This is a genomic window from Desulfobacter latus (genome assembly GCF_013389365.1).
Taxonomy (GTDB): Bacteria; Desulfobacterota; Desulfobacteria; order Desulfobacterales; family Desulfobacteraceae; genus Desulfobacter; species Desulfobacter latus.
In genome coordinates this window covers 1-14,343 of sequence record NZ_JACADJ010000046.1, presented here as the reverse complement: position 1 = coordinate 14,343, position 14,343 = coordinate 1, and the positions used below count along the sequence as shown (strand labels likewise).

General features: G+C 41.0%; 15 protein-coding genes. All 15 read left to right on the top strand.

The window, feature by feature from the left end; translation table 11 throughout:
* The first annotated feature begins 14 nt into the window (after nt 1-14).
* Nucleotides 15-1,265 (top strand): MBL fold metallo-hydrolase, encoded by a 1,251-nt coding sequence (locus HXW94_RS12545; protein ID WP_178367246.1) that lies wholly within the window; start codon nt 15-17, stop codon nt 1,263-1,265.
* Nucleotides 1,160-2,758, top strand: coding sequence for a lipopolysaccharide biosynthesis protein (locus HXW94_RS12540; protein WP_218576704.1), 1,599 nt, complete (start codon nt 1,160-1,162; stop codon nt 2,756-2,758). Before HXW94_RS12545 ends, HXW94_RS12540 begins: the two co-directional genes overlap by 106 nt.
* Before the next feature lie 7 nt (nt 2,759-2,765).
* Complete coding sequence (locus tag HXW94_RS12535; RefSeq protein WP_218576703.1) at nt 2,766-3,818, top strand: glycosyltransferase; 1,053 nt, start codon at nt 2,766-2,768, stop codon at nt 3,816-3,818.
* Entirely contained in the window at nt 3,808-5,049 is a 1,242-nt protein-coding gene (locus HXW94_RS12530; protein WP_178367244.1) for an EpsG family protein, read from the top strand. Before HXW94_RS12535 ends, HXW94_RS12530 begins: the two co-directional genes overlap by 11 nt.
* 90 nt (nt 5,050-5,139) lie before the next feature.
* Nucleotides 5,140-6,444: a TolB family protein gene (locus HXW94_RS12525; protein ID WP_178367243.1), complete on the top strand. Its 1,305-nt coding sequence runs from the start codon at nt 5,140-5,142 to the stop codon at nt 6,442-6,444.
* 7 nt (nt 6,445-6,451) lie between these two features.
* Nucleotides 6,452-7,423 carry a glycosyltransferase family 2 protein gene (locus HXW94_RS12520; protein WP_178367242.1) on the top strand — a complete coding sequence of 324 codons (972 nt, stop codon included), beginning with the start codon at nt 6,452-6,454 and terminating at the stop codon, nt 7,421-7,423.
* A gap of 7 nt (nt 7,424-7,430) precedes the next feature.
* On the top strand, nt 7,431-8,156 hold the full coding sequence (locus tag HXW94_RS12515; RefSeq protein ID WP_178367241.1) for an FkbM family methyltransferase: 726 nt from the start codon (nt 7,431-7,433) through the stop codon (nt 8,154-8,156).
* Nucleotides 8,135-9,304 (top strand): GDP-mannose 4,6-dehydratase, encoded by a 1,170-nt coding sequence (gene gmd, locus HXW94_RS12510; RefSeq protein ID WP_343054605.1) that lies wholly within the window; start codon nt 8,135-8,137, stop codon nt 9,302-9,304. Before HXW94_RS12515 ends, gmd begins: the two co-directional genes overlap by 22 nt.
* Nucleotides 9,305-9,320: 16 nt before the next feature.
* Nucleotides 9,321-10,379 carry a GDP-L-fucose synthase family protein gene (locus tag HXW94_RS12505; protein WP_178367239.1) on the top strand — a complete coding sequence of 353 codons (1,059 nt, stop codon included), beginning with the start codon at nt 9,321-9,323 and terminating at the stop codon, nt 10,377-10,379.
* 9 nt (nt 10,380-10,388) lie between these two features.
* Entirely contained in the window at nt 10,389-11,243 is an 855-nt protein-coding gene (locus HXW94_RS12500; protein WP_178367238.1) for a WecB/TagA/CpsF family glycosyltransferase, read from the top strand.
* 123 nt (nt 11,244-11,366) lie between these two features.
* Nucleotides 11,367-12,413 (top strand): acyltransferase, encoded by a 1,047-nt coding sequence (locus tag HXW94_RS12495; RefSeq protein WP_178367237.1) that lies wholly within the window; start codon nt 11,367-11,369, stop codon nt 12,411-12,413.
* 8 nt (nt 12,414-12,421) lie between these two features.
* Entirely contained in the window at nt 12,422-13,189 is a 768-nt protein-coding gene (locus tag HXW94_RS12490) for a hypothetical protein (RefSeq protein WP_178367236.1), read from the top strand.
* A gap of 127 nt (nt 13,190-13,316) precedes the next feature.
* A complete protein-coding gene (locus HXW94_RS12485) occupies nt 13,317-13,718 on the top strand; it encodes a VanZ family protein (RefSeq protein ID WP_178367235.1) in 402 nt (133 codons plus the stop codon).
* 183 nt (nt 13,719-13,901) lie between these two features.
* Nucleotides 13,902-14,024 (top strand): hypothetical protein, encoded by a 123-nt coding sequence (locus HXW94_RS19870; protein ID WP_281357838.1) that lies wholly within the window; start codon nt 13,902-13,904, stop codon nt 14,022-14,024.
* A 196-nt stretch (nt 14,025-14,220) separates the two neighbouring features.
* The coding region (locus HXW94_RS20365) for a helix-turn-helix domain-containing protein (RefSeq protein ID WP_178367234.1) at nt 14,221-14,343 on the top strand (123 nt) is incomplete at its 3' end.

Genomic DNA, 14,343 nt, shown 5'->3' with positions numbered 1-14,343 from the left:
TTTTGGAGGATTGGATGAAAATTATCCACATCGGCGCTGAAAACTGCGTCACCGGCTCCTGCCACCTCATCCAGGCTGCCGGTGTTAACCTCCTGGTGGACTGCGGCATTGCCCAGGGCCAAGATCCGGTGCTGCCCTTTGACCAGTGGCCCGTGGCCCCGGCAGCCGTGGATTATCTGTTTCTCACCCATGCCCACATCGACCATACCGGCCGGGTCCCGGACCTGATCGATGCCGGGTTTGACGGCGAGATCTTGTGCACCCACGCCACCAAAGCCCTGCTGACCCCCATGCTCCGGGATGCCATGTCGTTTTCCGACCGCACCGATGAGCAGATCCGGGCCATGGAAGCCCGGATCGACGACCTGTCCTGGGGATTTGAACTGTATGACCCCTTTGCCTTGAAAAACAACATCACCTTTACCCTGAAAAACGCCGGTCACATCCTGGGCTCCTGCTTTATCCAGTTTTCATTCCCGGGTGACCCGGGCAGCGCCCCCACCCGGGTCATCTTTTCCGGGGACCTGGGCTGCACCCACACCCCGATCCTCCCGGACCCGGATCCGCCCGACGCCTGTGACCTGCTGATCCTGGAATCCACTTACGGGGACCGGAACCATGAAAACCGGGCCGACCGCCAGACCGCCCTGGCAAAGCCCCTGGACCATGCCCTGTCCGACAACGGCATCGTGTACATCCCGGCATTTGCCCTGGGCCGGACCCAGGAACTGATCTACGAGCTGGACCGCATCAATCCGGGCGTTCCCGTGTTCATCGACTCCCCCCTGGGCATCGAAATCACCCGGATATACCAGGACATGGACGACTGCTGGGACAGGGAAGCCAAAACCCTGAAAGCCGCCGGAGACCACCCCATCCGGTTCAAACACCTGTATGCGGTGGAACGGTTCCAAGATCACCGCCGACTGCTGGACCTCAAAGGACCAGCCATCATCATCGCCGGATCCGGCATGTGTACAGGCGGTCGCATTATCAACCACCTGAAACACGGCCTGGACGACCCGAAAAACGACCTGTTCTTTGTGGGATACCAGGCCGCCGGCACCCCGGGCCGGGCCATTCTGGAAGGCCGCACCCCGGCCAGAGCCGCCATCCACGGCCTGACCGGTTACTCGGCCCACGCTGACCAGCAGACTCTGTGCGATTGGGTGGCTGCCATGCCGGAGCCGCCGGGGGAGATCCGGCTGGTGCATGGGGAGCCGCATTCCAAGGCCGCTTTGGCCGGAAAACTGAACATAACCTGAAAGGAAGAACCCCACCCCGGTTCATTATGTCCCTGACACAGAAAACCATAACCGGTATCATCTGGAATGTTGCTGAACAAGTCGCCCGCAAAGGCACAGGTGTAATCATTACCCTTTTGCTGGCCAGATTTCTGGTACCGGCGGATTTCGGACTCATCGCCATGATGGCTGTATTTCTGGCTGTGGCCCAGTCATTGATGAATTCCGGATTCAAACAAGCGCTGATTCGGTTTAAAGATGCCCGTCAGGTTGATTTTAATACGGCATTTTACGCCAATGTTTCCTTGGGAATTATTTCCTATCTGCTACTTTTTCTGGCAGCCCCTTTTATATCCGAATTTTACAATGAGCCTCGTTTAACTCTGCTGGTTCGTGTGGCTGGTTTAAATATCATCATTCATTCCTTTGAAATTGTCCAAAGCGCAGTTCTTTCCAGGAAACTCAACTTCAAAGCCCAACTGCAGGCCACCCTGCCCGCGGGAATTATTTCAGGCCTGATAGCAGTTGCAATGGCTTATGCAGGACTGGGGGTGTGGGCTTTGATCTTTCAGATCCTTCTATCTTCTTTGCTGATCACTGTATTTTTATGGAAGATTCAAGGGTGGCGCCCCAGCCTGAGTTTTTCAAAAGAATCCCTGAAGTCTATGTATTCGTTCGGATACAAGCTTTTTCTTTCCGGGCTTTTGAACACGATTTTTTTAAATCTGTATATTGTTGTTATCGCAAAATTGTTTGCCGCTTCCATTGCCGGGCAGTATTTTTTTGCCAAAAAAATTAAAGATATTGTCAACAGTCAGCTTGTCTCTTCCATACAAACAGTGACATATCCTGCTCTGGCAAGTATTCAGGACGATGACAAACGCCTGAAGGCGGGATACCGCAAGGTGATACAGATCACCACGTTTATATTGTTTCCTTCCATGTTGCTTCTGGCTGCTCTGGCGAGACCGCTGTTCATGGTGCTGTTGCCCGATAAATGGCTGCCGGCTGTGCCGTATTTGCAGCTTATGTGCCTTGGTGGTGTGATGTTTCCATTGCATACCATCAACCTGAATATTCTCCAGGTCAAAGGCCGGTCCGATCTTTTTTTGTATCTTGAAATTATCAAAAAAACTTTGACGGTCATTATTCTGTATATCAGTTATCGTTATGGTGTGACAGGTATTCTCATCGGACAGATCATCGGATCAGTGCTGGCCTACATTCCCAACAGTTATTTTTCAGCCAAGTTGATCAATTATTCAGCCCTGGAGCAGATAGCGGATGTGTTACCGAGTCTTGGATTGTCTGTTGTGGTGGCTTTGCTGATTGTTGCCGCCGATTCTTTGACATACTGGCCGGCCATTGTTGGTTTGATTGTGTTTGGCTTGGCAGCAGTGGGGCTATATTTAGCCGGCGCCCATGTTTTAAAATTGCAACCTTATTGGGTTGCAAGAGAAATGTTGGTCAGGTTTATTTTTCAAAAAGGTGATAAAAGTGAGAAAATTTTATGAGATACTCATGAAAGATGTTGTAATTGATAGAGCACTTGTCCAGTCCGAAGATGAAATGCTGTCTCGCTGGGGTAAATATGAACGCCCTATAGTCAGTATCCATTGCACGGCATATAACCATGGAAAATTTATTCGTGATGCCCTGGACGGTTATTTGATCCAGAAAACTGCTTTCCCTTTTGAAGTTTTGATCCATGATGATGCCTCAACCGATGATACAGCAGAAATTATACGTGAATATGAAAAAAAATATCCAAACATAATAAAACCAATCTATCAGGTCGAGAATCAGTATTCCCAAGGGAAAAAACCAGGCCGGTTAAATTATCAAAGGGCCTTAGGGCAATACATAGCAATGTGTGAGGGTGATGATTACTGGACGGACCCTGAGAAACTACAGGTTCAAATAGACTGGATGCAACAAAACCCCGAATGTTCTTTAACTTTTCATGCAGTAGACTATGTTGATGCCGACACAAAAAAATTTATAAAGGGATATCATTATGCCAATAAATCCGAATATGTTTCGATGGATGATATTATTCTAAGAGACAGGGGCAAAATGCTTATGAGTGCATCGAAAGTGTTTAGAAAACAAATAATCATGAATGTTCCTAAATTTTGCTATGAACTTCCAGCAGGTGATTACGGTATAGATTTGCTAGCAGGTTTAAATGGGAAGGTCTATTATATTAATAGAAATATGGCTGTATACCGAACTAATATCAACGCATCTGCTATGGGAGTAGTAAGGAAAATGGACTTTGACAATTATATCAATAGATATGTTCGATTTGCGAAAGCTCTCAGCCTTTTTAATGTGTTTACTCATGAACAGTACACAAATAGTGTAAAAAAAAAACAGAGTTCATTTGTTTTCAACGCTTTGAGGAGAGGAAGAGGAAAAACCGATGTGAAAAATTATTTAAAGAACTTATCAAAATGTTTTAATTATCTAAATGGAAAGGCTAAAATATTAGCAGCTATTTATATTTTTCCGATCCCGGGATCATTCCAGGATATTAAAACATTTTTTTGGAGATTTAAGATTGCCAGATAAAGTTTCAAAAATTAGTCTTAACATGGAAACTGTGTCATATGTCTCCATATTTACAGTGATTTATATTATAAATCCTTTGCTATCCATAGTTTTATGTGTAGCCAAAATCCTTTCTGATAAAAAAAAAGGAGAGCGGTATTTGTTCCTTCTATATGCCTTTATTGCTATTTATTTGGGATTGATAAATTCAACAAAGTTTATAGAAAGCGATTTATTGAATTATAAGTATATGTTCGATTTGTGTAAAAATGTAAGTTTATTTGAAGTTGTTGCATTGAAGAATAAGGAACCAATATTTTTTGCTTTCACCTATTCATTGAATAAAATATTCTTTAATAATTTTTCTTTGTATGTGATCATCCTAACTTTTATTATTTATTTCAATATGTTTATCTCCATTCATCGCTTTTGGAGATATCAGACCAATTCGCTTTTTTTTGTTTTGTTTTCAATTACTATATTTGCTTTATATCATTCTTTTTTTATCAATAGTACTCATTTAATACGTCAGGTTTTAGCTGGAAGTGTTTTTTTTATTTTTTTGATAGAAAGAACTGTTTCAGGAAAAGTCCTTTGGGTCTGTTTGCCGATAGCTATATTAATTCATTCAAGTTCTGGAGTGCTATTTCTTCTTGCCTTTTTGCCTGGGATAGAAAAAAAAATATCATTAAAACGGTTGTTGTTAATGTTCTGTATTATTGGAATAGCGATACTAATTTTAGATAACCTTCTTGGTTTTTTGGATGGTCTTACGAAAAATATTCCTTTTTTGAATTATCCATTTGCCCGTTTGTCTACAATTGAGAACTACTCTCGTGCTGATATGCGAGATTTTGTTGTCGGCGCAAATCCAATTGGAAATGTTTATATCCCCTTATTGTTTATGGCTATAGGCATGGGAATATATTTTACTGGTCATGTCAAAGAAAGAATTTTTGGGTTTATAAATATTTTTATTATTTTTATTTTGATAGTATTTTTTCTTAAAATTGTTGGATACTTGTTTATATCGTTAAGGCTTAACATTTATACAATTTTTTTTATGCCTTTTTTAATACCATATTTGATTTTCATTTTTGAAAAAAAGCATATAAATTCTTTTAGAATTATGGGTGTTTTAATGTTGGGATTCATGTTGATATATTTTGTCAATTATTTGCCGCGCTCTATATGGAGGTATGACCCATTATCAGAAATAGCAGTAAAGCCCTTCCTATCGTTTTTGTTATAATAACAATTGATTGCTCCATCTAACTTATTGGTAGACTTTATGCCAGCATCGATTCTGTGAGGTTGATGCAAATAGAGGTGAAAAAACAAAATGGCAAATTATTTATATTTCATTCGTAAAATTCTTAATATTTTACCTGATAAAGTAAAAGACTACATCAAAATAACTATGGCTATTTGTTTTCGAAAACAAAAATATAAAAGTGTTTTTCCGGATGACAAAATTTTGTTGCAAAAATATACTGTCTTATCAAACGGTTCAGCTCCAACATTTTTTGGCTACCATGACAAAACACCATTCAGTGAAGATGGAAAAAAAATTCTGGCGATGTCTATCACTGCAGATGACAGGAAATTTTTAAATGAATGTACACCGATGGATATTGGTTTTTTTCAAAAGCAGTCTAATGAGAAATTTGGCAACCGATTTTTTCCTTTTTCAAAAACAATGACTTGGTGCTGGCAGCAAGGATGCATGCTGCAATGGTTCCCAAATCATAGTAATACTAAAGTAATTTATAATACATTGGTTGACAACTCATATGGTTCTGAAATTTTTGATTTAGAAAGCAATTCCGTTACGTTACAGTATCATTACCCAATTTATTCAATAGATCCGAAAGGCAAGACAGCTTTATCTTTGAATTTCTCAAGATTAGACCGTTTACGACCAGGGTATGGCTATAAACTTTTTCCAGACCCTACTGAAAATATTGAAGCTCCAAATGATGATGGATTGTTTGTAATCGATATGCAAACAGGAAAACACGAAATTATAATTAATTTAAACCAGTTAAGGAGCGAAGCAAACAGGAACAGTTGTCAAAATTTGAAGGATGTGCAGCATTATATAAACCATGCAACATATTCTCCTGATGGTAAAAAAATCCTCTTTTTTCATCTTTGGGCAAAAAAAAATAGGAAAGGTCAGGGGATGCAAATTTGTATCATGGAAGTCTTTTCAGGCAAGTGGTTTGTTCTTGAATCGGAGCGTAGAGTTTCGCACTATTGTTGGAAAAATAATTATAATGTGCTTGCTACCACTCAGAATGAAAAGGGTCAATGGAATTATACGCTATATGATTTAAACACAAAGAAAAATCAAGATCTTGGCATTGAGTTCGTTAAGGATGGACATCCGATGTTCCATCCAACGAATAAACATCTGTTTATCACGGATACTTATCCTGATAAATTATCTGATCAATATCTGTATTGTGTCGATATAAACTCCAAGCATATCGAAAAAATGGCATCTCTCTACAGCCATTTTAGATACCAACGACAAGTCCGATGTGATTTGCACCCAAGGTGGGACCGTGAAGGAAATTATGTGATCGTGGATAGTACTGTATTTGGTAAAAGAAAGATGATTCTGTTCAAAAGTGGAATCTAAAAAAATTATGATTGACAGCAAAGTCGAAATAAGCTTTCTAATGCCTGCAAAAAATGCATCATTATATATGGATGAAGCCATTGAAAGCATTAGAAATCAGACCAAAAAATCCTGGGAATTAATTATTATCGAAGATCATTCAAACGATGATACTTACGATATTGCAAAACGGGCAGCAAAGAATGATCAAAGAATTTCTGTATACACGAACGATGGTCATGGACAGTCCCGTGCATTGAATCATGGCTATAAATTTTCTAATGGAAAGGTGATTAAATTTGTCGATGCAGACGATATTTTGCATAAAGAATGTGTCGATCAGACGCTTCGCCATGAGTTTGATGTCGCGTGTCATAATCATTATGTTGTGACAAATTTTAATAGTGGCGCAATGTCTGAAGTCCAGCCCAATAAAGTTTTTTTGAATTCTGATTTTGAGTTTTGTTTGAAATACATGATGGGTATCACGCGTTGGAGTTTTGTAATAAAACGGGACATTGCTGATAAAATTTTCCCAATCCCTGACGGGTTGGAACAGGCAGACTCATGGATATCGTTGGCTATCAAGCGATTTGTAAAGCACATATTTCACATTGACAGGCCACTTTATTATTACAGACAACATTCTTCTCAAACTTTTGGAGGAATTTATAATTTTGATGAGAAAATTGTTGACTTCAGATCTAAAAGAAAACTGGCATCATTAAAAGTTCTTAAAACTCAATCTAAAAGGCTTGCTTATCCAATTGACGAGATGGATCGATTAACCGCACAATTTGAAATCTATTTAACTTTGATGATCCAAGAAAATACCACAATAGTAGAAATTTTTAAAAGCGACTTACCACCAAAGCTGAAATTCAAATTATTGGGTATAAAAAAAATACCTAAAAGCGTTTCTTCGTTTAAGGTGTTCCAACACTACCAAGCCGAAAAAATTAGAAAAATACAAAATTTCGTTAAATTCAAAAAGGTTTAGAAAAACAATGAAAGAAAAATTAAAAAAAATATTGAACAATCCATCAAAGGCGCTCCTCTACTTGTCAACTGCGTTTAAAAAGAGGTTTGGACCCAAAAAAGGGGTATTGGTTTTTGTTGGGATGGACCCAGGCGGCGAATTTAACATTCTATATCCGGGGTATAAGATTTGTTATGGGTTCGAGGCCAATCCTGATCGATTTCAAAAGCTATCAAAAAAATTCGCGCAAAAAAAAAACATTAGGTTGTTCAATTGCGCTATAGCAAACTATGACGGTGAAATAGAATTCAACATAAGTTCAAATAATGATGGTGCGTCTTCTTCTATCGGCACGTTTAACGAAGAGTGGCAGAACAATACCAATGTCCAAATGGTGAAAAAAATTAAAATCCCATGTATAAACTTGAATAACTTTTTGGAAAAAGAAAAGATAACATATGTTGATGATTATATATCTGATATTCAAGGCATGGATTTAGAGGTACTTAAATCTCTTCGTCCCATGATTGAAAAAAAACAAATTGGGAATATCAAATGCGAAGTGACAAAAGATATTTATAAAAATATTTATAGTGACTTACCTGACAATTCAGAAACTGGTTTCAATAAGTTGCTCAATGATAATTACAAAATGATTTCAAGAGGCCATGGTTTGCTGGTAGATAATAAGTTTGAAAAAATTTCTGATGATGTATGGGAGATGGATTGCAAGTGGACTCTAAAACAGCACTAATCACCGGCATCACCGGCCAGGACGGTGCCTATCTGGCAGAATTCCTGCTGGAAAAAGGCTACATCGTTCATGGCATCAAGCGCAGGGCATCGTTGTTTAACACGGATCGGGTGGATCATTTATACAAAGACCCCCATGATCCGGACAGGCGATTTATCCTTCACTATGGGGACCTTACCGATACGTCCAATCTGGTGCGTATCATTCAGCAGATCAGACCGGATGAAATATACAATCTGGCTGCTCAGAGCCATGTGGCCGTGTCGTTTGAATCTCCGGAATACACGGCAGATGCGGATGCGCTCGGCACATTGAGAATTCTGGAAGCCATTCGAATTTTGGGGCTGGAAAAACAGACCCGTTTTTACCAGGCATCCACTTCCGAGTTGTTCGGAAAGGTCCAGGAAATCCCACAAACGGAAAAAACCCCGTTTTATCCAAGATCGCCTTATGCCGCGGCCAAACTCTATGCCTACTGGATCACTGTCAATTACCGGGAAGCGTATGGTCTTTATGCCTGCAACGGTATTTTGTTCAACCATGAATCACCGCTCCGGGGGGAGACCTTTGTGACCCGCAAGATTACCCGGGCACTGGCCCGGATTGCGCTGGGTCTGCAGGATTGCCTGTACCTGGGCAACCTGGATGCCAAACGGGACTGGGGCCATGCCAGAGATTTTGTGCGCATGCAATGGATGATGCTGCAACAGGATGAACCGGATGATTTTGTCATTGCCACGGGCACACAGCACAGTGTCCGGGAGTTTGTCCAAAAGGCAGCTTCTGAACTGGGCATTGGCCTGGCCTGGCAAGGTGAGGGTATAAATGAAACAGGTGTCGTTGACACAGTGGATGAAAAACAATTTACCCGCTTGAATACCGGATTGAACATTCGCCGGGGAGCTGAAATCAGTGGGCAGATAAAGCCGGGTAAAAAAGTCGTCTCCATAGATCCTCGATATTTCAGGCCCACAGAGGTAGAGACACTGCTGGGTGATCCGACCAAGGCCCGGGACAAACTCGGCTGGGAGCCGGTAATCAGTTTTAACGAACTGGTGCACGAGATGATATCTTATGATATAGAACTGGCCCAAAGGGATGAATTGTGCCAGCAGGCGGGCTTTCCAATTTTAAATCATTTGGAATAAAAGGACATGAACTGCGATGGACAAAAACGCCAAAATTTATGTGGCCGGTCACAAGGGGTTGGTGGGGTCTGCCATCTGCCGAGTGTTAAAGAAAAAAGGGTATGAAAATCAGGTTTTCAGAACCCATCAGGAACTGGAGCTGACCGATCAAAAAGCCGTAGCAGATTTTTTCGAAAAGGAACAGCCTGACTATGTTTTTCTGGCTGCCGCCAAGGTGGGCGGCATTCTGGCCAACAACACTTACAGAGCGGATTTTATTTACGACAATATTCAGGTTCAGAGCAATGTCATCCATCAAAGTTTCAAGTGTGGCGTTACAAAGCTTTTGTTTCTGGGGTCTACCTGCATTTACCCGAAGGAATGTCCCCAGCCCATGAAGGAAGAGTATCTGTTGACTTCTCCGCTTGAGTATACCAACGAGCCGTATGCAACGGCCAAAATTGCCGGTATCAAGATGTGCGAAAGCTATAACCTGCAGTATGGCACCAATTTTTTGTCGGTGATGCCCACCAACCTGTATGGACCGGGAGATAATTTTGATCTGGAAAAATCCCATGTCCTTCCGGCGATGCTTCGAAAAATGCATCTGGCCAGGCTTTTGGAGCAGAATCAATGGGATGAGGTACTCGTGGACTTGAAAGTGGATTCCATAGAAACTGCCCGTCAAATACTGGATAAATTTGGTATTTCAGCAGGCAGCGTGGAAATCTGGGGAACGGGTAAGCCCATGCGGGAATTTCTCTGGAGTGAAGATATGGCAGATGCGTGTGTGTTTGTCATGGAAAATGTGGATTTTAAGGATTTGACCAATGGGATGAAGGAAATCCGCAATACCCATATCAATATCGGCAGTGGAAAAGAGATTTCAATCAAGGACCTGGCCCTGGCGGTGAAAAACGTGGTGGGTTTTCAAGGCAACCTTATGTTTAACACGGATAAACCCGACGGCACCCTCAGAAAACTGACGGATGTATCCAAACTTGAAGCATTGGGATGGAAGTACTGCACATCTTTGAATCGAGGTCTTGGGATGTTGTACGATTGGTATTTGGGTCAACAAATTCATTTGAGATAAAGAATAAAGATGCAAAATAAATTGATAGAACAGGCGAATTTTTTTGGGCTGAGGGTGTCGATTTTCACTTATGAAAATCTGGTTGAATATATCAAAGAGTCGTTAAAACATGGAACTTCGGTGGTTTACTATGGGTATTCTATGGGAACGATCACAAGATTCAGACCATACCCGGAATTATATCATTATATTAACGATTATGATTTGATGGTTACTGATGGACGTTTGTTTTACTTATTGGCTAAACTTTGCGGATTACCTTTAAAATATGACATATCCATACCTTATTTAACAGAGTTGGTATTGGAAGTTGGGAATGAAAAACATGCCAGTGTTATGATTATTGGTTCTACCGAAAAAAAAAATAATAATGCTTCACAGAATTTGAGAAATAAATTTAAAAATTTGACGGTTTATGAGGGTTATACCGGAGGTGATTTCAGTGACAGAGAAAACGACAAGACAGTGTCTTATGTCAATAAATATAATCCTGATATACTCCTGATAGGAGTTTCGAACCCGAAGAAAGAATATTTTACTTTTAAGAACAAAACAAAATTGAACGTAAAAATAATTATTCCTTGTGGAGGTATGGTCGATATTTTGGCAGGAGAAGTTGCGAGAATTCCAAAAACAGTCAAAAAATTGGGATTTGGTTGGCTCTGGCGAATAGTTTTAGAGCCCAACAGATTTTTGAAGGATAAATTGAATCAATCGTCACATATACTATTAAAAATAATTCCACTTATTTTATTTAATAGGTATTTAAAAAACAGATCAAATTTTTTTATTCCATCAATTTATGCTATTCCTAATCGTAATCGAAAAATTCGTAATAGCTATAGTTCCGGTCATATGACTTGATATTTTTTTGAGGTGTTGATCTCAATATTTACAATAGGTTAGGGTCGTTTTTTGGTTTGAAATCATATGACCGGAACTATAATTATAGGGAACGTTTAATAATCTTATAAGGTTATATACAGAATGTTAATTAAACAATCAAAAATTCCGTTTGTAAAAATTGCCACAATCGGAATTATGCCTTCGTTTTTGAAATCTAAATTCTATCGATTGGTAGGTTATAAAATTGGAAAAAATGTAAAAATCGGATTTGGGAGCATCATTGTTGGAAATATTGTTGAAATTGAGGATAATGTTAAGGTCGGATTATTGACAGTAATCAGAGCAAAAGAAATTCATATTGAAAGATTTGCTACTATTGGTTCTTTTTCATTTATCGATTCTGGAAAATTGCGAATCGGTGAGGATTCTCGTATCAATGAACAAGTCATTATCGGTGGGATGAAAACCCCTGAGTCTTCTTTAGATTTGGGCAAACGAACTATTATTATGGAGTATTCATACATAAATACCACAATGCCTGTAAAGATTGGAAACGATACAGGTATCGGAGGTCATTGCCTGCTGTTTACACATGGATCCTGGTTGAATCAACTCGAAGGTTTTCCTGTCAACTTTGCCCCTATCGAGATTGGGAATAGTGTTTGGCTTCCCTGGCGGATTTTTGTTATGCCAGGGGTAACTATTGGAGACAAGGTAGTCATAGGGGCAAATTCACTGGTTTCAAAGTCCATAAAATCGAATAGCTTGGTCGCAGGATCTCCAGCAAAGCTGATCAAAGAAAATTTTCCCACCCCATTAACAAAATCTGAAAAAAATGAAAAATTTACCTTCATGATTAATGAATTCATAAAGTATTTGGAATATCATGATATTATGATAGAGTCTGAAATTATCTCTTCAAAAATTACCATTATAGTGGAGAAATATCATTCTAAAGCGGTCTTTTATTTCGAAACGGCCAAAGACTATGACGATTTGATCAGTAAAGAGGACATGCTGTTTGTGTTCAATATTTTGGACGATGATATGCAGTTACCCAATGAGATTCAAAAAAACATCATGTTTATTGATATAAAAAACAAATTAAGATTGGGATCGTCAAAAATCGGGGAAGAATTTGTAAAATTTATTAACAGATATGGCTTGCGATTTGCCCGAATGGATTAAATTCACATATGGATTTCACACTCGATGTATACCGTCAACTCATCCTAACCCTGCTCGCGCAGGGTTTCGCATTCCAGTCCTTTGCCGGATTCATGCAAAATCCGGCAAACCGGGCCATCATTCTGCGCCACGATATCGACAAACTCCCCGCCAATGCCCTGAAAATGGCACAGTTGGAGCATGATCTCGGTGTAAAGGGATCCTATTATTTCCGGGTAGTGCCCGGGGTATGGAATCCGGGTGTGATGGAAAAGATTACAGCACTAGGCCATGAACTGGGGTATCATTACGAAGATATGGCCATTGCCAAAGGGGATCTTTCCAAAGCCATGGCTCATTTTGAAAGCCAGCTGGCACAGTTTCGAAACATCTATCCCGTGACCACCATCTGCATGCACGGCAGTCCCTTGTCGCGACACGACAATCGGGCGTTGTGGCAAACCTATGACTACCGGGATTTCGGCATCATCGGCGAACCCTATTTTGATGTGGACTTTACAAAGGTGTTTTATATCACCGATACCGGCAGAAAATGGAACCATGTCGGTGCCAGCATTCGGGACCGGGTGGATTCCGGGTTTGATATCCCGGTGAACAGTACGGCCCATCTGGCGGAGTTGGCCGCGCAGGGGAAACTGCCGGATCAGATGATGATTACGGTGCATCCGCAGCGGTGGCATGACCGGGCCGGGCCGTGGGTCAAGGAGTTGGTGTGGCAGAATGTGAAGAACGGGGTGAAAAGGGTCGGGGTCAGGTTTGGAGTGTTGGCTGGTTGAGCTTGGGTTGGGGGTCAGTCTTGTGTTATTGCGTTTTTTAGGAAGGGCGCTTAAAAACACAATAACACAAGCCTGACCCCTTTACATTTTGAGCTTCTCGGGTGTTTCCGAAACCGGGTAATAAGGGATGATGAGATTTCGGACATTGTTGGGGTTGTATCTGGCGGTTCTGGTGGTGATGGTGGTTGTGCCGCTGGGGGAGTTGAATACGACGTTGACGGATATGTTTGTATTTGAGCTGCGGCTGGATTATCTGGTGCATGGGCTGGTGTTTCTGCCGGTGCCGGTGTTGTGGTGTATGGGGTTTCCGGGGCATCCGATCTGGGCGGTGTTATTGGTATGCCTGGCTCTGGCCGTGGGGCTGGAAGGGGTTCAATATCTGCTGCCTTGGCGGGCCTGGAATGTGAACGATGCCCTTGGGAATAGTGCTGGGTTGATTTTGGGGGCTGGGTGCGAGATGATCCGGAGATGGGTGGGGTACGGTTTTTTAACCACGGAAGACACGGAAGGGCACGGAAATGAGTTTTGATTTTACATATTCAGCGCAAGCCCTTGTGTAATACGATTTATCCCTTCTGCTTTTCTTCGTACTCGCTTCTTCTCGATTTTCCTCAATGATTTTGTTTTGCTCTTTCTGAAGACCACACCTCCTTGTAAAAAAATATGGCCTTGATCACCGTTTCGTCCAATGCTTGAAAGGTAGGTTGGGTTGATGAACGAAACCCAACAAATACAAAATGTTGGGTTTCACTTCGTTCAACCCAACCTACACGGTGGACCAAACGATGATCAAGGCCGTCTTTTTGAATTTGAAGGCTTTGTGGATGCGAAATGATCCGGAAACGGGTGGGTTAAGGTTTTTTAACCACGGAATACACGGAAGGGCACGGAAATTTAAAGCGCAAAGCGCTCAATTTATAATTTTTTCCGTGTATTTCCGTGTATTCCGTGGTTAAAATGTTTTTCATATGGTCAAGAAAAATATATCAAAAAAATTAAAAAAATAGTAGAATTATATCTCAAAAAACTTTATGAGTATTAATATGAAGTCAAATCAAGCACTTAAAATACTTAGAGTGTCGAAATCCACTTTAAGAAATTATATTAAAAGTGGAAAAATTAAAGCTACTAAATTACCAACCGGTAGATATGAT

Bases quoted from the DNA above. Each gene is read 5' to 3' on its own strand.
- HXW94_RS12545 (WP_178367246.1), top strand. From the start codon at position 15: ATGAAAATTATCCACATCGGCGCTGAAAACTGCGTCACCGGCTCCTGC.
- HXW94_RS12535 (WP_218576703.1), top strand. From the start codon at position 2,766: ATGAAAGATGTTGTAATTGATAGAGCACTTGTCCAGTCCGAAGATGAA.
- HXW94_RS12525 (WP_178367243.1), top strand. From the start codon at position 5,140: ATGGCAAATTATTTATATTTCATTCGTAAAATTCTTAATATTTTACCT.
- HXW94_RS12520 (WP_178367242.1), top strand. From the start codon at position 6,452: ATGATTGACAGCAAAGTCGAAATAAGCTTTCTAATGCCTGCAAAAAAT.
- HXW94_RS12515 (WP_178367241.1), top strand. From the start codon at position 7,431: ATGAAAGAAAAATTAAAAAAAATATTGAACAATCCATCAAAGGCGCTC.
- HXW94_RS12505 (WP_178367239.1), top strand. From the start codon at position 9,321: ATGGACAAAAACGCCAAAATTTATGTGGCCGGTCACAAGGGGTTGGTG.
- HXW94_RS12500 (WP_178367238.1), top strand. From the start codon at position 10,389: ATGCAAAATAAATTGATAGAACAGGCGAATTTTTTTGGGCTGAGGGTG.
- HXW94_RS12495 (WP_178367237.1), top strand. From the start codon at position 11,367: ATGTTAATTAAACAATCAAAAATTCCGTTTGTAAAAATTGCCACAATC.
- HXW94_RS12490 (WP_178367236.1), top strand. From the start codon at position 12,422: ATGGATTTCACACTCGATGTATACCGTCAACTCATCCTAACCCTGCTC.
- HXW94_RS12485 (WP_178367235.1), top strand. From the start codon at position 13,317: ATGATGAGATTTCGGACATTGTTGGGGTTGTATCTGGCGGTTCTGGTG.
- HXW94_RS19870 (WP_281357838.1), top strand. From the start codon at position 13,902: ATGAACGAAACCCAACAAATACAAAATGTTGGGTTTCACTTCGTTCAA.